At 40.9% G+C, this 22,494-nt stretch carries 13 protein-coding genes; 8 read left to right on the top strand and 5 right to left on the bottom strand.

All coding sequences use genetic code 11. The annotated features are described in order from the left end of the window. Positions 1 to 6 precede the first annotated feature (6 nt). From Q7J63_RS19335 to Q7J63_RS19305, 7 genes are read left to right on the top strand one after another with little or no spacing between them, the layout of a single operon-like run. On the top strand, positions 7 to 306 hold the full coding sequence (locus Q7J63_RS19335; protein ID WP_026333869.1) for a PAAR domain-containing protein: 300 nt from the start codon (positions 7 to 9) through the stop codon (positions 304 to 306). Position 307: 1 nt separating this feature from the next. After that, complete coding sequence (locus tag Q7J63_RS19330; RefSeq protein ID WP_031327240.1) at positions 308 to 721, top strand: GPW/gp25 family protein; 414 nt, start codon at positions 308 to 310, stop codon at positions 719 to 721. 18 nt (positions 722 to 739) lie between these two features. Then, entirely contained in the window at positions 740 to 4,396 is a 3,657-nt protein-coding gene (locus tag Q7J63_RS19325; RefSeq protein WP_304888606.1) for a hypothetical protein, read from the top strand. A 36-nt stretch (positions 4,397 to 4,432) separates the two neighbouring features. Next, positions 4,433 to 5,194, top strand: a complete 762-nt coding sequence (locus Q7J63_RS19320; RefSeq protein ID WP_019600213.1) for a hypothetical protein — start codon at positions 4,433 to 4,435, stop codon at positions 5,192 to 5,194. Next, positions 5,191 to 8,097 (top strand): hypothetical protein, encoded by a 2,907-nt coding sequence (locus Q7J63_RS19315; RefSeq protein ID WP_304888603.1) that lies wholly within the window; start codon positions 5,191 to 5,193, stop codon positions 8,095 to 8,097. Before Q7J63_RS19320 ends, Q7J63_RS19315 begins: the two co-directional genes overlap by 4 nt. Next, on the top strand, positions 8,094 to 12,488 hold the full coding sequence (locus Q7J63_RS19310; RefSeq protein WP_304888601.1) for a contractile injection system tape measure protein: 4,395 nt from the start codon (positions 8,094 to 8,096) through the stop codon (positions 12,486 to 12,488). The genes Q7J63_RS19315 and Q7J63_RS19310 overlap by 4 nt, the downstream gene beginning before the upstream one ends. Beyond that, on the top strand, positions 12,452 to 14,995 hold the full coding sequence (locus tag Q7J63_RS19305; protein WP_304888599.1) for a glycosyl hydrolase family 18 protein: 2,544 nt from the start codon (positions 12,452 to 12,454) through the stop codon (positions 14,993 to 14,995). Before Q7J63_RS19310 ends, Q7J63_RS19305 begins: the two co-directional genes overlap by 37 nt. A gap of 107 nt (positions 14,996 to 15,102) precedes the next feature. Here Q7J63_RS19305 and Q7J63_RS19300 read toward each other — a convergent pair whose 3' ends face one another. Next, a complete protein-coding gene (locus Q7J63_RS19300) occupies positions 15,103 to 16,545 on the bottom strand; it encodes a DUF4157 domain-containing protein (protein ID WP_304888597.1) in 1,443 nt (480 codons plus the stop codon). Between the two features lie 710 nt (positions 16,546 to 17,255). On the opposite strand from Q7J63_RS19300, the gene Q7J63_RS19295 reads away from it, so the two are divergent. Then, positions 17,256 to 17,837: a porin family protein gene (locus Q7J63_RS19295; RefSeq protein WP_304888595.1), complete on the top strand. Its 582-nt coding sequence runs from the start codon at positions 17,256 to 17,258 to the stop codon at positions 17,835 to 17,837. Positions 17,838 to 17,891: 54 nt separating this feature from the next. On the opposite strand, the gene Q7J63_RS19290 is transcribed toward Q7J63_RS19295, so the two are convergent. The 4 genes from Q7J63_RS19290 to Q7J63_RS19275 all read right to left on the bottom strand — a co-directional run bounded on the left by Q7J63_RS19290 (position 17,892) and on the right by Q7J63_RS19275 (position 21,975). Then, the gene (locus Q7J63_RS19290) at positions 17,892 to 19,403 is read right to left on the bottom strand and encodes a DUF4301 family protein (protein WP_304888593.1); all 1,512 of its coding nucleotides are present in this window, start codon (positions 19,401 to 19,403) and stop codon (positions 17,892 to 17,894) included. A gap of 273 nt (positions 19,404 to 19,676) precedes the next feature. After that, entirely contained in the window at positions 19,677 to 20,495 is an 819-nt protein-coding gene (locus Q7J63_RS19285; protein ID WP_304888591.1) for a biotin-dependent carboxyltransferase family protein, read from the bottom strand. Positions 20,496 to 20,532: 37 nt separating this feature from the next. After that, positions 20,533 to 21,243, bottom strand: a complete 711-nt coding sequence (gene pxpB / locus Q7J63_RS19280) for a 5-oxoprolinase subunit PxpB (RefSeq protein ID WP_019600203.1) — start codon at positions 21,241 to 21,243, stop codon at positions 20,533 to 20,535. 3 nt (positions 21,244 to 21,246) lie between these two features. Beyond that, the gene (locus Q7J63_RS19275) at positions 21,247 to 21,975 is read right to left on the bottom strand and encodes a LamB/YcsF family protein (RefSeq protein ID WP_304888588.1); all 729 of its coding nucleotides are present in this window, start codon (positions 21,973 to 21,975) and stop codon (positions 21,247 to 21,249) included. Between the last annotated feature and the right edge of the window lie 519 nt (positions 21,976 to 22,494).

Below are 22,494 nucleotides of genomic sequence, written 5' to 3'. Positions count from 1 at the left end.
AAAAAGATGCCACTAGCAGCCAGATTGACCGATATGCACGTTTGTCCCATGCAAACACCCGGTTTGCCCCCCATTCCTCACGTGGGTGGACCTATAGTAGGTCCGGGAACTCCCACTGTATTGATAGGAAAACTACCCGCAGCAGTTTTAGGAGATTCATTGGTATGTGTTGGCCCACCGGATTCCATCGTCAAAGGCTCTGCTACGGTCATGATCGGTGGAAAACCCGCTGCCAGAATGGGAGATTCCACTGCCCATGGAGGCTCGATCGTGCTGGGATGTCCTACAGTCATGATCGGTGGTTGATATGGAGGGTTCTGATAAATCATTTTTGGGAAAAGGATGGTCATTCCCTCCGGCATTTGACATAGAGTCAAAGAAGGTCAATATGGTGACAGAGGAAGAAGATATCGAACAAAGCATCCGCATTGTTTTGGGTACCGTGCCTGGTGAAAGGATCATGAACCCAAAGTTTGGCTGCAATATCATCAAGCATGTCTTTGAGACCTCTGATGCCACGCATTTGACTATGCTCAAGGATCTGGTTTATGATGCCATCCTTTATTTCGAACCAAGGGTGAAGATTCAAAAGATCAGCATTATCACTGACCGGATAGGAGATGGGGTTCTTTTGATCCACCTTTCTTATACGGTAATCATTACCAATACGCGAAGCAATATGGTCTTCCCTTTCTATTTCAGGGAAGGAACCAGTCTTTGATAAAATAAAATTCCGAAAATGAATAAAGGAATCAGTCAGAATGGACGCTTACCCAAAGCCCTGGAAAGTTCTTATTTTTCAGTGGATGAGCATACCATTTTGGATATGGTCCAATTTACCCTGAAGTTCTCGGAGAGTATCCATTATTTTTCCTTTGACAACAAGCCTAGCGCCAATTGGAAACCGTTTTTTCTCAATGACCCGGTTTTTGTCATCGGATTGATTGCGGGTGCTGAAATCCAGCATTTTAAATCAACAATAGACTCCATCCAATACAAGCTTGACCAGGGCAACGGCTATCAAAAAAAGGAACTGGAAGAAGAAGTCTGCACCCATATTCTGAGCTTGGCTGCCCATATCGTCAGGTGGAGCGATTTATTGGAGGAATCAAATTTCTCGGGTCCTTTGCTTCAAGAAATCAATAACATTCTTAAATTCCTCGAAGGCGAGATTGTTGCTGTTTTGCCTCTCCAGAAAAAATTCAGTGCTGGATTTTTTGGGTTTGAGGAATCGATTGTACCCGAAAAGAGAACGAATATTGTCTTTTCAGAAACCTTTAAAACAGTCTATAAAAATATTTTATTTATCAAGGAAAAAGCAGCAATCAAGTTTGAAACCGAACTGTTTGATTCAAAAAACCACCATCCCCATATTGGGCTATTGATTGCTTTTTTCAAACTTTTTCAAGAAATCCAGACCGATACCAACAATTTCACCAAGAAACATCTTGATTTTTATTACAAAAAGCTTCTTTCTCAATCAGAAAAACCAAAAGCTTCCAGTTATGCCCTCATAGGCGTAATCCCCAACACTTCCCAAGCAGAAAATTATGTCCCCGCAGGCCAAAAAGTGAGGTTTACCTTTTCGAACAAAGCTGAAGTAGATTTTGAAACCCTTTTTGGTACACAGCTCAGCCAGGCAAGCATTTCGGAAATCAGAACACTATACCAAAGCGCTTACAACCCTTTTGCCGGATCCAAAATCGGAGATGGGACATTTCTGAACGTAGTGTATGATTCCTTGCTCTATAAGAATGGGAAAACAAAGCAGGTAAGTTTTCCAAACAAATTCTCCTCAAATCTTCCTGCCATATTGGGAGAGGAGCAATCCAATAAAGTTTCCTCTGAAAGGACCATGTGGGAAAGTACCCTTGGCTTGGCGATCAGTTCACCGGTTTTGATCGTGGAGCAGGGAAACCTTCGTGTGGTAGTTTCCATGAGTTTTTCAGGCAATTCCCTTGATAAATTCAAAAGGGAATTGCTCAATCTTCAGATGTTAAAAGAAAGCGGAATCACTGGCAAAAACCAGGGTGCTGCTATCTCTGAAAGAGAACGCATTGCCTATATCAAGACTTTTCTGATAGAAGCCTTTCAACTTTCCTTTACGGCTGAAAGCGGTTGGAAGGCCTTGGAATCATTTTTTTCGAATTACTTGGATAGTGAAAAGGTGTTGGAATTTTCCTTTGAGCTCGAACGAGAAGAGGAAAAGCCGATTCCCTACCAAAAAGAACTCCATGGTGATGACTTTGACACGGAATGGCCATTGCTGAAAATTGTGCTCAACAATCAAGCACAACTCCATCCCTATAAGCCGCTTCGCTTACTGGAAATCGAAGAGGTTTCCATTGAGGCACATGTCACAGGGGTTGAAAAAATGGATCTTTCCAATCAATTTGGAGAACTCGACCAAAGCAATCCCTTTCAGCCATTTGGCCCATTGCCCAGTCAAGGATCCTATTTGCGCATGCGGAACCCATTGATTTTCCAAAAATATCTTTCGGAGTTAACCATCAATTATAAATGGAGTGCACTTCCTCAAGACCGTTTGGGGTTCAAGTCCTATTACAGCTCCTATCCCTATGGGATCGACAATGATGCTTTTGTGGCAGACATCTCCATTCAAAAGGGGAAAAAGCAAGTGGTCAATACTGGCAAGAACGAAAAATTCCAACTTTTTAAAACGGATGAAAGGGGAGATGGCCCTTACCTTAATCCTTATAGAACGCAGGAAGTGAAGCTGATTTGTTTTGATTTTACAGAGGGTGCTGGTCTGACAGAAGTTGAAAGAAGCAGAAATGAACTGTCGATGCTGCTTACGCTTATAGCCCCTTCCCAAGCGTTTGGGCATCATGTTTTTTCCGAGTTGTATGCCAATGCTTCCATCGAAAACAGCCGATTCAAAAGAAAGAATGTCGACTTGCCTAGGCAGCCTTATACCCCTGTTTTGGAACATCTTCTGATCGATTACAAAAACCAAGCGAAAGAAAATCTTTCGAGAGAAAATGCCGGTAAAAACCAATCGATCAAACTTTTCCATCTCCATCCATTTGGCCATGTTTTGGTCTATCCGGCATCCTTGGAGACATTTTCGTTTCTTCTGCCTCAATTAGAGCCAGAAGAGACAAATCTCCAGGAAAAGAGGAATCAAAAGGGACTGAAGGGGAATTTGTTTATAGGATTGGAAGATGTGAAGCCAAATGAAAACATCAATTTGGGATTTGAACTTGAGTCAGCCGTTTTCCCGATTACTTCAATGCATGCCCCCAATATGGAATGGGCCTATTTGGATAAAAACAAATGGATACCCATGGGCAATTTGCTGATGGAAGACAGTACAGCAGGATTTCTACAATCAGGAGTGGTCAAAATCAAAACCCCAAATTCCTTGAGCACTGACAATAGCCAATTACCGAAGGGAAAATTTTGGTTAAGGATTTTTTATCGTGGTGAAACGAATTTGAAATCCAGAATCAAGAATATATTACTCAATGCCTTGAGGGTAAAGAGTGTGGAATCGATCCAGACCAATGGAAACCTTGGAATTCCCGGAATCCGTGTGGAAAAAACGGCAATTCTTCAAAGCAATTCCAACTTGCTTTCCTTTGGACCCTTTCAGTTGGATATCGGTCAAGATGCCCAGAGTGAAGAGCAGTTTTATCTCCGGACCAGTGAATTGCTCAGACACAAAAACAGGGCGTCCTCGACTTGGGATTTTGAGCGATTGGTCTTGGAAAAATTTCCTGAAATCGGGACTGTACTGGTTTACGGAAGGAGTTCCTTTCCCAACCAAATGATAAAGGGGACCAAAGTACAGGTGTTGGTGACACCCAAAACCCTGGGTCCCAAAAATGAAAGTGAGGGCCCCCAAATGGTTCCTTTTGTCACCTTGCTAAAGATCAAGGACTATCTCTCCAGCAAAGTATCTCCTTATGCGCGGTTCGAAGTTTCGAATCCCGTATTTGAAAAACTGAAAGTGAGATGCAGTGTCAAATTCAATATGGAACAGCAATCCGGATACTTCAGGGATCTTTTGGTGAAGGAGTTGATCGATTTTCTTTCCTCGGACTCGGCAAACAAGCAGGGGCAATCAGGATTCCTTCAATCCATTTACAAATCCGAGATCCTAAATTTTATGGAAGCCAGGAATTATGTGGCTTTCGTGAGGCAGTTTTCAGTATTGCAAATCGTCGAAGCACAGGGCGCTTACAATGTCATCGATACGGCGGTCCAGCATCAAGGCAGGGAAATCGAATTGTTGAGAACAATTTCACCTTACGCCATTCTCACCTCTGCCAAAGACCACCACATCGAAGTCATTTATGATGATGTTTCCAGAAGCCCTGTAATGTCCAGCATTGGAGATTTATCCATTGATTCCGACTTCGTATTGAAATAAACCATTTAGAAATAAAATTATTCCAAAACATCCAATATGGAAGAAATTGACCGTCAAAACAAAATCATCATCAATAATAGGGAGCAACTGAAAAAGTTCTTCAAAAAGGGGATGCTTCCCACGGAGAATCATTTTGCGATCTTAATTGATTCCATGTTCAACAAAGCAGAGGACGGAATCAACAAAAATGAAACCGATGGATTGATGGTGTTCCCCGCTGGTGATGAACAGAAATTGCTGAGTTTTTATGATTACATCAAGGATAAAAAGGCTTCTTGGGTCATTGTCAGCAAGACCGGGGAAAGCAAAGGCTTAATCATCAAGGAAGATAAAAACGAATGGCCCACCATTTTCTTTGAACAAGGAGGGAAGGTTGGGATAGGGACCTTGCTGCCAAAACAGAAACTCGAAGTCCAAGGCATCATCGCCTCCCAGGGAAGGATGGGGACATTTAAAGAGGGTAATATACCCGCAGACGGGCAGTGGCACGACATTCTCGTAAATCTTAAAGGTTGCAATGCATTCGAAATAATGGCATTGGCAGGCCAAAAAAATAAAGGGAAATATGCCCTGATGCACGCCACTGCCATCAGTACTTTTGGAAAATCCCATTCCAAAATCTCGAAAACCTGTGCCTATTATGGTTTTTGGTGGAATAGAATCACTTGTCGCTGGCAGGGGGATACTTTTGAATACAAACTCCAAATGAAGACATGGAGCAATTATGGCAAAGAGGCAAAGATCAATTACAAGATTTCAAAGTTATGGGACAATAGCTTTAACCTGGAAGAGGGATGATGGCTGACAGTACAAAAGGGTTTTCCAAAAATGAGCCGTTGAAAGGCAGTATGGATTTCAATTATTTGAAAAACAAAGGGCTGCATTACGTGCAACAACTCAGTGGTGGGATTTGGACAGATTATAATGCCCATGATCCCGGACTGACAATCTTGGAGCAACTCTGCTTTGCGCTTACCGATTTGGCTTACCGCTCGGCCTATGATGTGGAGGAGCTGCTGACGACCTCAAAGGATAATCCCATTGATGCCAAAAACAACGGGTTTTCTTCACCACGTATGGTATTCAGCAGGCATCCCGTCACTTCCAATGACTTCAGGAAATTGCTGATCGATGGCTTCTGGCAAATCCAGAATGTATGGATCAATCCGGTCATGCCATACGACAGGGAGGAGGGACTCTGTGGTCTGAACAATCTTGAAATTCTTCCTTCACTGGCTTTTCAAAAACAACTTCGGAAGGATCCAAACCTGGAAAATGATTTCCTAAAAAGCTTGCGTACTTTCCTCAATCGTCACAGGAATTTAGGCGAATATTTTGGTGAAATTACGCTTCTGAAATCACAACCATTCAAGTTGGAAGCCAATATCAATATCCATCGCGACGAAGATCCTGACCAAATCCTGGCAGCGATCCTCTTTGGTCTCGAGAAATTTCTTTACCATCCGGTTGCTTTTTCGAGTTTTGAGGAATTGAAGGGGGAGAAAATGGACATGAGCGATATCTTTTCCGGTCCAAGGTTAAACTCTGGTTTTATCAAGGATTCGGCTCTTAAAGACAGAAAATACGAATTGCATTTGGAGCATTTTCAGAAGATTTTTACCAGTGTTTCCGGAGTGGAAAAGTGTTGGGAAATCAAAATTGATTCCCAGCCTGAAAGGAAATTTTTAAAGATCAAGCCAGGTACCTATGTCAATTTGAACATTGACGATTCGGAGGATGGGGTTTTTAGGACCATCAGGATTTTTTCCAACGGAAACCCAATGAGGACAGACAAAAACAAGGTGAACAACCTGCTGCTTGAATTGTGGTCAAAAAACTTCCGGAGCTACCAATTGGATCATTATCAAGAAGACTATTTTGAAAAAAACTTAAAAGGAAATTTCCGAAATCCAGGAAAGTACAGTTCCATCCAGCATCAGTTTCCCTTGATTTATGGGATTGGTAAAGAGGGAATTTCAACACGGGAAACCGATGGTAGAAAGGCGATGGTGATGCAACTTCGTGCCTATTTGGTATTTTTCGAACAGCACATGGCCAATCACCTGGCCCAGCTCGCCAATCTCAACAATATTTTCAGTATCTCTTATCAAGAAAAGTCAACCACTTACCATTCCCAAAGACTGACCTCTGTGGTCGGATATAAGGATTTGGAAATAAAAACAAAAAGCGATTCCGGATCTGTTGATGTCAATATAGGTTTTGATTCCAATCCCTACACCAGTGAAAGCGAATCTGAATTTCTTGACCGAAAAAACAGGCTATTTGATCATCTTTTGGCCAGGTTTGGAGAAAAAATCGATGATCTGCCTTTTTTGATTGCCTTGAAGCTGAATTTGATCCCAAATGAAACAGAGTTCCGAAAGGTATTGCTCAAGCGGAAATCCTCTTTTCTGATCGGACTGGAAAACATCAATTATTACCAAAACAAAGGAGAATTTTTTGACCAAGAGAAGTATTCATTTGAGGGGCTTTCGGGCATTGAGCAGATTCTGCTTGTCAAAACAGGCATTGAGAAGAAAAATAGCCCTTTGGTTTCAAAGATGATCACCAAAAGGGAAGGGGAGATCTTCACAGATACTGACTATGACTACCAAAATCCCAAAGTGAAACAGCATGATTTTTTGGAAGGATTTAGATTGATCACGGAATCTGAAAAAAAATGGGCCATCACCCAAAAGATAGAAAGGGGGATTCCGAATATCCATTTTGGTCCAATTGGTTTGAAAAGACTGATGAAAAATGCAGTGGATTTCAGAAAGTATATGCTTTCCAAGATAAAATCCAAAACCGATTCTGTGGAGGTGATTTTCCAAAAAGAACCCAATACATGGGTCGGTCTGTTGAAAGCACCCAATGAATCGGAAGCCATCCGAAAAATCTCAGAAACCATCCACTATTTCCGGCAATCCAACTTGGATGCGGAGGGGTTTTACTTGATCGATCATATTCTCTTGAAGGATTTTTTGGATAAATGTCTGTTGGGTTTTTATGTCGTGGACCATGAAGGGAAAAAAACCTTTCAGTCCGAATGGGCAAAAACCGAAGAGGAAAGATGTACCCTGCTGGCAGAATTTTACCACTTTGGAAAGGAAAGAGCATTCTATTTCCGTGAAGAAAAGTCAGTGGTGTTGAAAAATAGTTTACGACAGGTTTTGGCCATTTATACATTGGAGGAAGGAGAGACTTTCAATGAGCAAGAATTTGAATCCCTTGTCCAAAGCAATAGGGAGCTGTCCATGTTGATGGTCGGGACCGACGAGGAAAAAGGGAATCTTGGCTTGTCGGAGGTCGAAATGATCCGATTGAAAGGCACAATTCAAGGAAAGAATTTTCGACAAAGGAGGGTAGTCCTCAACAGAAAACAGAGTACAGGGACTGTTTTTTCAGAAGATTTTTTTGACCAAAAAATCAGTATTTGTCTTCCGGATTGGCCTGCCAGATTTCAGGACAACAATTTCAGGGACTATTTTGAAAGTTTGGTCAGGGAGCGCATTCCCGCTCACCTTCGGGTAGAATTATATTGGTTGGGATTTCAGGAAATGGAGGTTTTCGAAGCAGCGTATTCTGATTGGTTGGGGCTCAAAAAAGTTGGATCAAAGGCCAATGAAGAAGAATTTGTCAAATCTTCCTTGGCAATACACAATTTGATTGTTGGCTGGAAGGGGGGAGCAAGAAAATGAGTATGCGATCCAATATCATCCAAAAATCAACTATACAGTTTCGCTATCAGGGCAAAGCCCAAGCCAACCGCTGTAACAATGTTTTGGAGCAAATCTTTGGCCTTCATCTGTTGCCAGAAATGGACAAAGCCATCACGGCTGTCTCCCCGGAAGCCGTTTCCATAGAGATGGAGCGTTTGGAGATTGATTTGGGTCAGATAAATGAGGAGGATCTTTTGACAAGATTGGGTCCCATGATTAGGGAAGCGATGGAAAAAGCACTCTCCAAAGCGATGGAAGATCAATTTGATTTCTTGAAACAAAGAAAATCCAACGATATGAGTCGAGATCAAGATCTTGATCTTGAAGCCTTGACTTTTTATTTTCTTAAAGGCTATTTTCCTTATTGGTACGAAAAGAAATTGGAACTGATCGATTCCATGGAAAAACTATTGCTCTCCAATCCACTTGGGATATCCAGGATGATGATCCAAAATGCAAGAAATTTGGAGTTTACAAAAAGAATTGCTTTTGGATTGCCTTTGGAGAATTTTGACAAACTGTTGGGTGTATTGAGACCTAATGAGGCCACTTGGATTTTGGAGTACCGTGGTGAAATGCTAAATGCACTTCAGGAGGAAAAAGTGTTCAAATCAAAACCATTTGGGCTCGAAAAATCCATTAATTTATTCATTCTCCGGTTTAACTTGGAGGATACCGGTGGCAGTTTTAACAAACTAAAATTTTCCGAAAGAATACTCAAACAGACTGCCGCACATTATAATATGGATTTTGGATCTTTGATCAACCAGATGGTGAAGGCATTGGAAATCCTCGAAAAAGACACGTTATCCTCCAGACATTTGGGAAATGTGCTGAAAGCAATCCAAAACCAGAATCAGATGGTAAGGGATGATTTTGAAGTTCCCACACCAGCACCGGAAATCAGCTGGCTGAAATTGCTCAACAACAATACCTGGGAGGCTTTTAAATATCAGGTTTCCCCAGTGGAAAGAGAAAAAATCAGTTTGTTTTTTATTCGGGAAAGCGGTGGTACCAATATCCTTGATAACCTGAAAATCAAAGGTCTTTACAATTTGATCCAATTGTTATCCGGCCAGGCATCTGCTCAGATAAAGGAGATGATTCAGCGATTTTTTACCTCGGAAAGGATTGGTCTAAGTGGCTTCTCGGAAGAAAATGAGTTGCGGGTCCTGCTAAAGGAAGGCGTTTGGGCCATCACGGAGTCAGGATCAAAAGCCAATCCGATGGGATTTTGGTTTGGACTCCTGGTAAGATCTGCGCTGAAGGTTAAACCCGCGACGGGTACACTCATCAAAGCGCTTGAAGAATTTGGCGAAAATGAAATAGTCGGACATTCAAAAGCCATTCTTTCGAAAGAAATCACTCAAAGTGCAATTGATTCAGACGTCAGATGGCAGGACGGGAAGTTTGAAATGAAATCAACCGGTGGACTTGGCATTGATGAAAAACAGATAAAAAACAAAATCATCCGCCATTATCTTGTGTCAGGTATTTTATCCCCATCCCAGCAGGACTTGGGAAAGCAAGACATCAGGCGTATTTTTGAAGATTTGTTGCAAGAAGGGGAGGTTTTGATCTCAAAACTGATTGAGGATGCGGTCGACCCATCTGAGTTGTTGTACAGGTTGAATCAACTGATAAACAGAAAAAACCAAGCGCTATTTTTGAACTATCTGAACAAACAATTTGAGCATTTGATTTTTGATTTTTTGGAGGTGGATGACCATTCGGTTCCCGCAACCCAATCGGTTTTGGCAACTGTTGCATTTAGAAAGAACCTTTTGTCTGCATTGATTTTGGGAAAGGGAAACCGAAAATCATCAGTTTTCAAGTTTTATCAAGCCAAATATCATTTGTCATGGATTGCCAATGTTGGGGATTCGCCGGATAAAAGCAAGAGGGACTTCGCCACTTTGGATGCTCATCTTTCAGAATTCATCGGATTTCTGGATTCCTTGGATCCTAGCTTGGGTCTCAAAATAGGGAAATTGTCTAGGGATTTGTTTTGGTACAAGAAGATATGGGAACAGCCTTTCCCTTTATTTGCAGGCCAAATAACCAAAATAAAGAAAAAAAACTTTTCCTTCGAGACAAGGGACGAAAGGAGCGGAATCCGCAAAGCTTTGCTTCAATCAAAGTATGTTTTGGAAAGACTTTTTAAAGTAGCAAAAAACTCAGAGGAAGATTTCACTGCCGTAAAATCTTCCATACATGAAATTCAAAGAAGGGAATTGAGACAATTTGCCGATTACTTGAGGACGGATGTTACCTATAGAACGGGACAAGCCTACCCTATTGAAATGTCCTTAAAAAAGATATTTGCCCAACATTTGGTACATCCTGAACCTTTGATTGATTTTATAAGGAATAACAAGGGGATGACCCATGAAATAGTTTTTCATTTCAAAAAGCACTTATCCAAGAAAGAGTGGGCCGAAATCTCAAAAAATATTCCGGGAGTTGAGGGAATGGATGGTTTCCCAAAAAATGGGATCACGGATCATCACACAGTTCTGAATAACAGCTTTGATGTGTTGGTTAGTATTTTACGGACCAATAAACCGGATCCTAAACGACTTCGCTTTTACTTGGCAAGGATTGAGTTAGGTGAAAAGGAATTGGATAAATTGAGTACGATGTTCTCCCCTCAAGAAATCACTTCCATTTTTTACGGCAACGATATCAAGCGAATTGACAATGTGAACCGCCTTCTTGAATTGCCGGGTAAATTGCTCAGGTCATCCAGGTTTGACAGCAATTGGCTGAAGGCTGTTTTTGAGGCCAGTATTCATTCCTTTCTCAAATTCGGTGTTTTGGATACGATCTCTGACTTTCCCAAAGGGTTGTTTGACTTATTAAAGGATTCCAAAATTGGGAAACCGGTTTTGATGGCTTTGAAGATTGAGATTTCAGATTTTCCTATGTTGGAGAAACCATTGGAAGAATCCGAGCAGTGGATGATAAGGGAACTGGACGCAGACGGATCCATGCAAAAGAGAGGATTCAATGTTTTCCAGAAAGATAAAACCCCGGGTTACCATCCGATTTCGGACCTTCATTTTTGGGTATCAAGAGGGTATTTACCCTGGTGGTCCAGATTTAAAACCATATGCAATATTTTATTGGATTTGGGACAAAACAAGCTGCCACTCAGCCAATCCCAAGAGGAAAGTCTAGGTTTGTTGTTCATGGATACTGGATTCCTGGACAAGGTTAGTGAGGTGTTTTCCCTATCCGAAATGGGGGAAATTGTCGCTGAATTGGGTAAAAAGGATACATTTCGTCCAATTCAAAAATTCTTTGTAAAATATACTTCCAAGCTTTCACACCACTCAAAGTCAGAGATGAAGACTGAATCCAAGTCCGGATTCCTATCGCCAAAACTGGATGTTTCCACGGTTTCACTTTTCAAGAACATGGATAAAGAGACCTGGATTTTTTCCTACCAAACAGACAAAAGCCTGTTGGATACTACCATTTATCACCAAGAAGATAAGGTGCTTAGCCAAAAATTCTTCAAGGAAGATCCGAGAATCAAAAAGCAAGTCCTTGGATTACTGATGCTTTCTAAATTCATGTATTTTGGCAATTTGAATGCTGTCAAATGGAGGAAAATGGTTTTTGAATTTTCCCTTCAATATTATAGCATTGGATCAATAAGCTACACAGAGAAATTCCATGTGGCATTTTTGATTTTTATCAAAAGGAAATATGCGATTTATAATTGGAAGGGTGTTTTTCAGGCGATTTATCTCCGATCCGAGAAAAAAGAACCCGATGCTGTCCTTCCGCCAGCATTTGTTTTGGAATTTGGTTTAGACAGAAAGACGTTGGCAGTTCAACCTGAAAATAAAGGTGAAGTAGGTGATCAGGTAAGGATTGGCAATGCCGGATTGATATTGGCTTGGCCCTTTCTTACGATGCTCTTTGGAAGGCTTGGCTTATTGGATAAGAATCAATTTGTAGATGAAAAAGCCCAAAACAAGGCAGTTTATCTGCTTCAGTACATGGCTTTTGGACACATGGAATTTCCCGAATATGAGCTTGTATTGAACAAATTATTGGTGGGCCTTCCTGCCAATGTCCATTTGGAGCAGGAAAGTATGCTGACAGAGGAAGAATCAACGCTGATCAATAGTCTGCTCAATGGCATGCTTAATAACTGGGAAAAGCTCAAAAATTCCTCCATTCAAGCCATGCAAGAGACTTTCATCCAGAGAGAAGGGGTCTTGAAATTTGAAAATACCCAAACAAGCTTGAAGGTAGATTCAAAAGGGGTGGACGTTTTGTTGGATTCCATTTCATGGAATTTCAAAATGGTAAAACTGCCATGGATGGAAAAACCACTTCAAATCACCTGGCGCTAAACAATATGGAGATCCAAAAATCATTATTACGGAACGTGAAAAAAATAGGAAAAAGTAAGCCTTTGATCATCCAAATCGTCCTTTTGGGGTTTTTTTGGTTTTCCCCGTACGTGGCATTTGGTCAGGTTGGTCCCACGCGTATCGTCGTGGTTGGGGATTCTATTGAAAAATCAACAAAGACGAGAGAAGGGTTTTTGAATCAATTGGTTCAACCCTTCAGATTGAGGGAGAATAAGAAGGAAAGAATACTGAAATTGATTCGTCAGATTGCCAATTACGGAGACTTGCGCGTGGACTCGACTACAGTCAACAACATCACGAAAGAACTATTGGATCTCACCACAAATTATGAGCTCACCAAGAAAGAGAACCAGGACATTCAGGAAAATATCAAAGGGATATTGAGTGATTTGAAATCAAAAGCACCTAGGCAAGTGATCGATTCCATTCAAAATCAGATTGGTCTGGTTTTGCAAAGCTTGGCGGACGAATCCAAAAAAGAAAGCATTGAACAGCGGAATGAAATTCTAAAAAAACTAAAAGAAATAAAAAATATCGAATTCAAGTGTGGGATAGGGAGTTCTTTTCCCCAGGTGTACCAAATCAACGACAGTACTTTCGTCACCTACCAAAAATGTTTGACCGCAAAAACAAGGGTTTTTGGCTGGTACAATTCATGGGTAAAGGATGCTTATGAAAACTTTAATTATAATTATCTAACCGATATTATTTATCATGGGTATGCATTGGGTCCAAATGGGGAAAACCAAAAACCTGAAGATCTTGAAACTTTAAGAAAGGGGAGTTTTTTCAAGCGGGCTGCGGGAGGCAATGTAGCTTTCTCTTTGTCTGTTTACAGTAAATCAAACCCTGAAATTCAAACTTTTCTAAGGAGTCAATCCGCTCAGAATTTGTTGATCAATCGGATAAAAGAATTGCAGAAATCAATTCCTATCAAGGGCATCAATATTTTTTTCACAGACTTGTCGCCAGGGGAGAAGGATCAGTTTTCCGCATTTATCGCAAATTTAAAAAGCTCGTTTATGAAGGAGAGTGAGACTTTTTTGGTGACAATTACGCTACCGGCTATCGGCGAGTCGAAAGATAGGAAGAGGGCCAATACGTATGACTTTGATCAGCTGAATAAATATGTTGACTTTTTTATGGTGCAGACCAATGAATTGACGGTCTCGCACAGTCTCTTCCCGAGGGCTCCGAGCCCTTTGTTTTCTCCGGAGGGACAGTCTACTGGTTCCATCTCTTCCACCTTGGATTTTTATACCAATGGAAAAGTGATTCCATCTAAACTGGTTTTGACCCTGACCTATTTGGGGATCAGCTGGCGGGTACCGGATTTTTTTGGTGACAGTCCAGCGATCGGGAAGGGGAAATACCATAAGTTTATGGATATTCAAAAGGATTTTAGGAAGTCTGGAGATTTTTTTGAGGGTTCAGTCTATGGGTTTGATCCCGAACAGCTTTCCCCTTATTATAATTATTTCGATGATGGCCAAATGCGAAAAATTTGGTTTGAGGACGGAAACAGCCTTTACCAAAAGTACAACTATGCCCTCGAGCAATCCCTAGGTGGAGTCGCTATTTGGGATTTGGGTTGCGATGACGGTTATTTCGATCTTTGGGATGCTTTGGGTGCTGCGCTTATTGACGTGGATTCCGTGAAGATTTCAGAAAGGAAAGTGACTGAAAGTGAAAAGAAAAAGAGAGCATCATTTTTCGATTATTTGTTGGTTTATTTAAGTGATTTGATGTGGGCAGCACCAAATGATATTTATTTGGGAGATCCTTACAGGGAGGATTGGGATTCTATCAAGGATAGTGAAAAATATTGTCTGATAGATGCGTTCAAGATTTTATCGGGCCGGTATGATCAGTACAAAAGAGATTCTACTCTTCTTACCGATGATCAACGAAAATCCATCCAGCCCATGCTTGATTTGCATACTTCAAATATTTTTGATCGCAACAATAAAGAATATTTCAAGCCATTTATAGTTAAATTATCGGAATTGTTCGAAAGTGATGATAGGGATTCTACTTTTGGAAATACATCTGGAGTGAACCAAGGAAAATATAGGGATATCGAAATAGACCGAGGAAAATACAAGTATTTGGATTCCGAAACCCAATGCTTGTGCATCTATACCCGCTGGAATGCCTATGCGCAATTTCATGGGATAGCGACTTTGGTAATGTTTTGCCTATTTGTTTTACTTTCGCTATTTACTTTTTGGAAAATAATGAAAAAGGGATCGGATTGGCCTTGGAAGGGCCGTTTCCAAACTGTTACTTTCATTTCTTTGGTTTTGACTTTATTGCTGTTTTTGGCCTATCTGTATTTTCAAATTGATTTCCCATATTTTGGGGCAGGAAGTGATGAGGTTCCCATTTTGGTTTTGTTCTTGATTATTTTCTTTGGTTTTGTTTTTGGGATGATCTACCAAAAAATAAAAATGAGTAAGGAATATGAGGTCAGGGATTTGCCGTGATCAAAAAATGTACAGGGTAGAAATGAGAACGATCCTTATCGAAATCAGGTCCTTGGGGGAATTATCCTACCATGGGCCTTTTCGCTCTTTAAAAATGGAGCATCCAATCACCAGGATTTCGGCTTCTGTTTTTTGGACATGATGAAATCAATGATATCATTAGGGGTTTGTGTTTTTGTCATTTTGCCATTCCTCATTATTTCACCTGCGATAGGTCTTTGACCCGAGAATTTTGGGGGATGAACGTGGAAACTGAAGGTAGTATCATAGCTTGGGATGTTCACCAACAATTCGAAGTCCCCATTCTCCCTGCCCGGAATCGACTGCCAAGTGCCATTTTCAATATCAAATTCTTTAACCTGAACACCATGGCCATAATCCATCAGCACTTTGGAGGCCTCTCTTTCTTTTGACTTTGCACTCGCAAGTTCCTTCTTTACATTGACAGCTCCCATCAAATTGGCTACGGTTGGATCTTCGTGGACCTTCTCTACGATTTTATCCACGGAATCGAAATCAACTCCAGATTCCTTTAATTGCTCGAGAACAACAACAGCTTCTTTAAATGCCTCATTAAAGTATCTCGCTGCAATAAAAATGATTCCCGCGCCATCCCCACCAACCTTTACCCGCTGGACAATGATGTTTTTTATCCCTCTTTTATTTGCGGTTTCCATCGTGTTTAGATGCTCGGATTTCATCTGAATGGATTTAGCGCCCATCACATCCGCTTCTTTCTCCAATCCTGCATCGTCGTTGATATGGATGCCTTCTTTCAACTGAAGGGTGGGCTTAACCCTACCTTGTTTCTGTTGGACAACATGCCAGGCTTCATGCGGCAAATGCTTCTCCTGTCCTGGAGCCAAATGGATATCTGTACCTTTTGCATAGGCATGGGCTTGTATTTCAGCTGGTTCGGAGGAATTATAATGCACATTCACATCATCAAGGGAGTGACCGGAAAGATTTTCAACTCCATTTTTTAGATTGTCTGGCAGACCTGTTTTGTTCTCTTTTTTTTGGACCGAAATGGGCTTCATCTGAAGTTCTTCCTCTTCCATTCTTTGCGCAGAATCGAACATTCCCTGCAAGGGCTCTTCTTCCTCTAGCTCTATTCTTTGCGCAGTATCGAACATTCCCTGCAAGGGTTCTTCTTCCTCTAGCCCCATTCTTTGAACAGTATCAAACTTACCCTGCAAGGGCTCTTCTTCCTCTAACTCTATTCTTTGCGCAGAATCGAACATTCCCTGCAAGGGTTCCTCTTCCTCTAGCTCCATTCTTTGGACAGTATCAAACTTACCCTGCAAGGGTTCCATTTCCATTTGGATTCTTGCTTTTTGGACAAGAGGATTGGCATTGATCAAATTTTCAAAGCCTTTCATTTGAAGCGATTGAGCTCCCATGTTTGCCATTTGACCGATTCCAGAAAGCACATTGCTTTCACTGCGCATGTCCTTGAATGGCTTGCTGACGGGCACATTTTTTTTATCTGAGAAGGAAGGGGAAGGGGAAGAGGTCTTTTTGTTGGATGGGATGGATTTGGATTTCATAACAAAATCGTTTAAAAGGGATGATTGACCCAAATGATACAACTAAATATACTGGAAAATATAGCCAAAACCATGCATTTGTTCTTAAATAACAAGGTATTTACCTTGAATAGGTTTTAATTACTAACTTGGTAATTTGGCTCCTTTGACTTTTTAATCCGAATTATGCATTCCGTTTCCAAATAAGATCGAAACTGCAGGAAAATCAGACTAATGGGAGACTAATTCCTGATGCCAATAGGGTGAAGTCAAAAAAACAACAACTAAACGAAAATTAGTTAATTGTAATGTCGAATTGAGTTCCTAATGGATAAAACGGGTTTTGCCTGAATGCTTAGACACCGAAAAAGTAACGTAAAGCTTCTAACTAGAAGCAAGTGAGATGGAAACATGTATTCCGGTTCCTAAAAGGTGTTAAACTGCAAAAAAATCAGAGTTTATTAAGGTATAGTACCGATATTATGAGGTCAAAAACAGCAAAAAAAGACTGATTATAAGGCAATTATAGCGGGGTTGAATTGGGAATGCATCAAACGGGTTTAAAAATATTGAAATTGGAAAATTTAACCCAAATGTTAAAATATGTGAATTATGTAACTAATTTATTTTCTTGTGTAAGAACTCCGTGGGAGATAAAGCAGACATTTGCACGCTGTTAAAAATGCCGAAAGGTTAACGGCAAAAATTAATTATCCAAACTAATATTTATTATGAAATTTTATTTAATCGTATTGACGTCATTGGTTTTAATGACTGGAACTGTAAGTGCACAACATGCCAACATTGGTATCAAGGGTGGCTTGAATCTTTACAATTTGGATTTGGGTGCTGGTAACAGTTTTGATACCAAAGCGGGTATTCATCTGGGCCTATTGGGTCATATTCACTTGGCCAATCAATTTGCATTGCAGCCAGAAATCATGTACTCAGGTCAGGGTGCAAAATTCATGAACGGTGGTGTAGAAACAAAAATTAACTTGGATTATATCAATGTTCCAGTTCTTTTGCAATACATGTTTGACAACGGATTCAGATTGCAAGCTGGTCCTCAAGTTGGATTCTTGTTGGGTGCAAAATACAAGACCAACAACAACTCTGTAGACTTCAAAGACGATTACAAGTCAATCGATTTTGGTTTGGGTTTTGGTGGTAGTTATGTACATACGCCATCAGGTTTTGGTGTTGATGCAAGATACAATCTTGGTTTGAGCAACATCAATGAAAACACCAACACAACTTCTAAAAACAGAGGTTTCCAATTGGGAGTGTTTTACCTTTTGGGACACAAATAATCAACACAACATTTTTTAAAAAAGGGGACAACTGATTCAGTTGTCCCCTTTTTTTTACTGATGCTCGTCTCTTAAGAGATCATTCACCGTTTTCACTGGATTGAAGGTGATCAAGGGCACTTCTACAAAAACCGTATTCCAGCCAGCCATTGCCCCGTTCCAAAGTCCAGGGAGCTCCTGTGCTTTAAGATCTCGGCCACTTTTTGACTTTTCAGTGATGAAACCTGTCCTCATGTCCCTAAACTTGAGCAAATCAAATTTATTTCCCCGGTAATCTTTTGTTGCACACACCAAATCCACTGGATTGAAATGTGTTGAGGATTGAAAAATTTCTTTTTGATTGGGTTCGTCTGTATTGATTTGCGCAGTTTCGGCGATTTGAAGGGAGAGAGAGAGGTCATCCTCTTGGATCCAAAAAGGACCACCACCGGGTTCACCTGTATTTTTCACCATGCCACATACCCTAATCGGCCTGTCAAGTTTGTTCTGGAGATATCGTCCTTTTTCTTCGACTGGCATGGCAGAATAATGTGAAGGGATTTTCCCACCCATCATATCGCCAAATACATTTTCCGCAAAAGACACTGATTCTTGGTCTATGGCGTCTTCCAGTTTTGTCAAGGCTTCAAAAACCTCCCCCTGGATTTCCATCAATAGTCCGCCAATGGCAATTTTATAATCTTTGGTAGTACCTTTCAAGCGATCAGGCACGACATTGTCAATGTTTTTGATGAAAATCAAGTCCCCATCTATTTCGTTGAGGTTTTCAAGTAAGGCTCCATGACCTGCGGGTCGAAAAAGTATGCTTCCATCCTCTTCCAAAAATGGGCTATTGTCCATGTTGACGGCGATGGTATCTGTTGATTTTTTTTGCTGGGAGTATTTGACTTCGAATTTCACTCCGTATTCCTTTTCCAGTTTGGGTTGGATTTCGGCCACTTCAGCTTTGAATTTTTCTTCGTGTTCTGGAGAAACGGTAAAATGTAAACGGACCGTATTGTCTTTTCCCAGACCATACAGGACACCTTCCACAAAATGCTCATAAGTTGGGCTGCGATCATGATCTGGATAATGATGGAATTTCAGGAGTCCTTTGGGAAGGTTTCCATATCCCAAACCTTCGTCATTGAGCAAGTGCGCGACGATCTGTTTGTAATCCTTTAGGGACAAAGCCTTTTTGATGCTTGAATCTGATTTTTGGAGGCTCAGGTCCAAGTCTCTGAAAAAGGCAAATTTTTGGATGTTGTCAATGAACTTCTGCGTGAAAGGGCTTTTGGAAAGATCTCCATCGCCTTCCAGAAATGAAAACAGGTCCTTAAACATTCTTGATGCTGCACCACTTGCAGGTACAAATTTGACAATCGCTTTTCCTGCAGCTTTGGCCGGATAGCGATCTTGGAAATGCTTAATTTCAGAATCTGTCAAGGATTTGATGCCATTACCAATCGTCGCGGCCGAGACAATGGGTAAAAATGGAAAACCTTCCTCAAAATTTTTGATTTGTGCTTTGACTTCATTGATGGGCATTCCTTGATTCTGTATCTGCTGCTCTAAAGATGTGTTCATGTTTTTAGGTTTATTGAAATTGAAAACCTTAATATAGAGATTGAGGCTGGTGTTTTAAAACATCCACGAAGATATTTGCTCAGATTTCTGCTCTCATTTGAATGTGCTTGGGGGCTTCACTTTAGGCTTTCTTTTGCCCTTACCATGGCAAAAGGATTTTTTACAGTGAACAGGGTTCCCTCGAGGTGCAATTCATCGAAATTCGGCGCATGAAAAATTGGATTTTCATTCAGGTAGGGGAGTGTAAAGGGGCCCAAACACACTTGGTTTTTTTTATATTAGGGAAAATACGATTTTTTCTCCGGGTCTTTTTTGGGACAAAACATTGAGCGAACTGTCGCAGACATGAAGAATCCGCGGATAGCCTCCCGTCACCTGGGCATCCCGCATCAAGACAATGGGTTTTCCAGAAGGAGTGAGTTGGACTGTTCCGGGGTAAACAGGAGCGGTAAGAATTTCCGAAAGTGTGTTGATGACCGCTTCATTGAGGTGAATACCCATTCTGTTTTGCAATTTGGACAGGGTAAAGGGCTTTTGGGTCAGAATCTCCTGCTGACTCTTGGTCAAGAATCTCCATTCCGGTCCCTTGAAAACCTGTATCGTGTCGGTCCCAAACCAATCGGCTTTGATTTTGGCATAGGAATTAACGGGAACAAAGGGTTTTGGATCACTGAGGTAAAAAAGTTTGTCTCCTTTGGAAATTTTAGACTTTCTGGTAATTCCATCATAAAAGCTTCTGCTACCACCGATCAATTCTGATTCAATCCCCCCTTTGATCCCCATATAGAGCCATTGGCCTTTTTCAAATCTGATCACTTTGACTCTGTCTCCAGCCTTGATTTGAAGGATTTTACCCATGGGCACTTCCACGCCGTTTTGTGTAATCACCGCAGTAGCACCTGTGAATACGATTTGAGTTTCCGATTCAAATCCCATTTCCGGACCCATCAGCGTCATTTCCAAACAAGCGGATCCTTCTTGATTCGAAAGGATTTGATTGGCTTTGAAATAGGAAAATTGATCCATGGCACCGGCGTAAGGGATGCCAAAATGGGACATCATCTTCCGTCCCTGATCTTGGACGGTAGTCAAAATCCCTGGTTGGAAAAAAGTTATTTGTCCGGGTTCCTTAATCATGCTGCCATTCGTAATGTGGATTTGGAACTTGCTCTTGCAAAAATTTAAATTTTTCGACCGAAATGGGCTCAAATTTCACCTCATCTCCGATCTGGGGTTTGGTGGGGATTTTCTGTCCAATATCAAAAAAAGACAAGGGGCTTCTTCCGATAACTTGCCAGCCACCGGGGCTTTCGCAGGGATAAATCCCGGTTTGCTCGCCTCCGATGGCGACGGATCCTGCCTTGATCATCCTGTCAGGACTGGATTTTCTAGGCGTGTAAAGCCCTTCATTAAGTCCGCCCAGATACATAAATCCTGGCAAAAAACCATAAAAATGCAGCAAATAGGGTCTTTCAGAATGCAATTGAATGACTTGGTTTTCCGTCATATTATGGTTTTCGGCCACAAATGACAGATCCTTTGCAAATGGTTTTTCATAACAAACCGGCACAATCCAACAACTGCCTTGATAGGTATTATCATCGGCCTTGATGGAAAGCAGGTGGTGAAATACAATATCCCACTCGTATAGGTGGGTTTTGTCTAGAAATGCTAAGGACAGGGTGTTGAAACCCAATCTTGCCTCTTCCAGTTTTTTGCCATAATGCTTCTCCAAAAAATCCTTCCATGCCAGTTGCTCGAACAATATATCCTTGGAAATTTTGGCGGGCCAGGAGATCTCTATAAGTTTTGGATGAACAATGAAAAAAGTTTTTTCCATAGCTTAGCTGTCAAATTCTTCAGTGATGCTTTTTAAAATTTCAAGGGCATTTGGATTGTCTCCATGAATGCACAAAGTATCTCCTTGAGCGGGGATGAATTTTCCTGTGTTGCTTCTAACTTTCCCTAAATTGACGATGTTTTTTACCTGATTCAATACCTCTTTCGGATTTGTCAGCAATGCATTTGGCAAGGATCTGGGCAATAAAGAAAAATCCTCTTGATAAGTCCTATCCGCAAACAATTCCACTTTGATGTTGAGGTTCTCTTTTACGGCCCTTGCAAAAATCTCGGATTTAGGTGGACAGTATAAATAGGAATCAGGGAAATTGTCTTTTATTAAACGGACCATAAGGGCAGCGGTTTTTGGATCTTTTGCAGCATGGTTATACAATGCTCCGTGGGCTTTGATATGGTACATTTTCATTTTCAGCCCATCACAAATAAATTTGAATTCTTTGATTTGATCCAGCAAGGATTGGTACAATTCCTCTTCCTCGATCTGGATCAGAACCCTTCCAAAATTGATTTTGTCGGGAAAGGAGGGGTGCGCACCTACTTTTACACCAAGTTCCTTTGCCAACAAAAGGCTTTGCAGCATGCTCTCTCCATTTCCGACGTGGCCTCCGCAAGCGATGCTGCAGCTGCCTAGAAAAGGCATCAACAATGCATCATTTCCCATGCCTTCCCCAAGGTCACAGTTCAGGTCAGGAATCAGTTTGTTTTGTGACATTGCTTTTGCGTTAGATCAAAAATAACAATTCTCAACTTTAAAATTCACTTGGGAAATAATGAAGAAATGACCAATTGTTTTCTGGCAACAATGAAATTTAAAAAAGCAAGATAACAGCTGAAGCGCAATATTTGGGCTTTTTATGGATAACAATTTGAAAATAAAGAGAACAGAACGTTTTATTTTGGCTGAAAAAGGGCTTGGATCTGGTTGGCTTTGGATTAAACCCATTTTAAGCAATACCAAATCAATATTGTAATTGACAGAAAATCAATTCGTTTTGACTATTAATGACTCCGTCTTTTAGGTGTGATAAATTATTATCTCAAGTATTTGATTTTCTTTCAGTTTCAATCCCATTTGGAAACCTATTGCATATTCCATCTAACTTATGATAGGGCAGTATTTAATTCATCGGCTGACATATTCAGTGATTTCATCTTTTTTTTAATTGATGCAATCATTCGCTCTTTCATTTCTTTTTGGTATTGGTCTAAATTCCCAGGCTGATATCTTTCT

The organism is Rhodonellum sp. (assembly GCF_030656585.1).
GTDB classification, from domain to species: Bacteria; Bacteroidota; Bacteroidia; order Cytophagales; family Cyclobacteriaceae; genus Rhodonellum; species Rhodonellum psychrophilum.
Note: the sequence above shows the minus strand (reverse complement) of the source record. Positions and strands in the feature narration are given on the sequence as shown.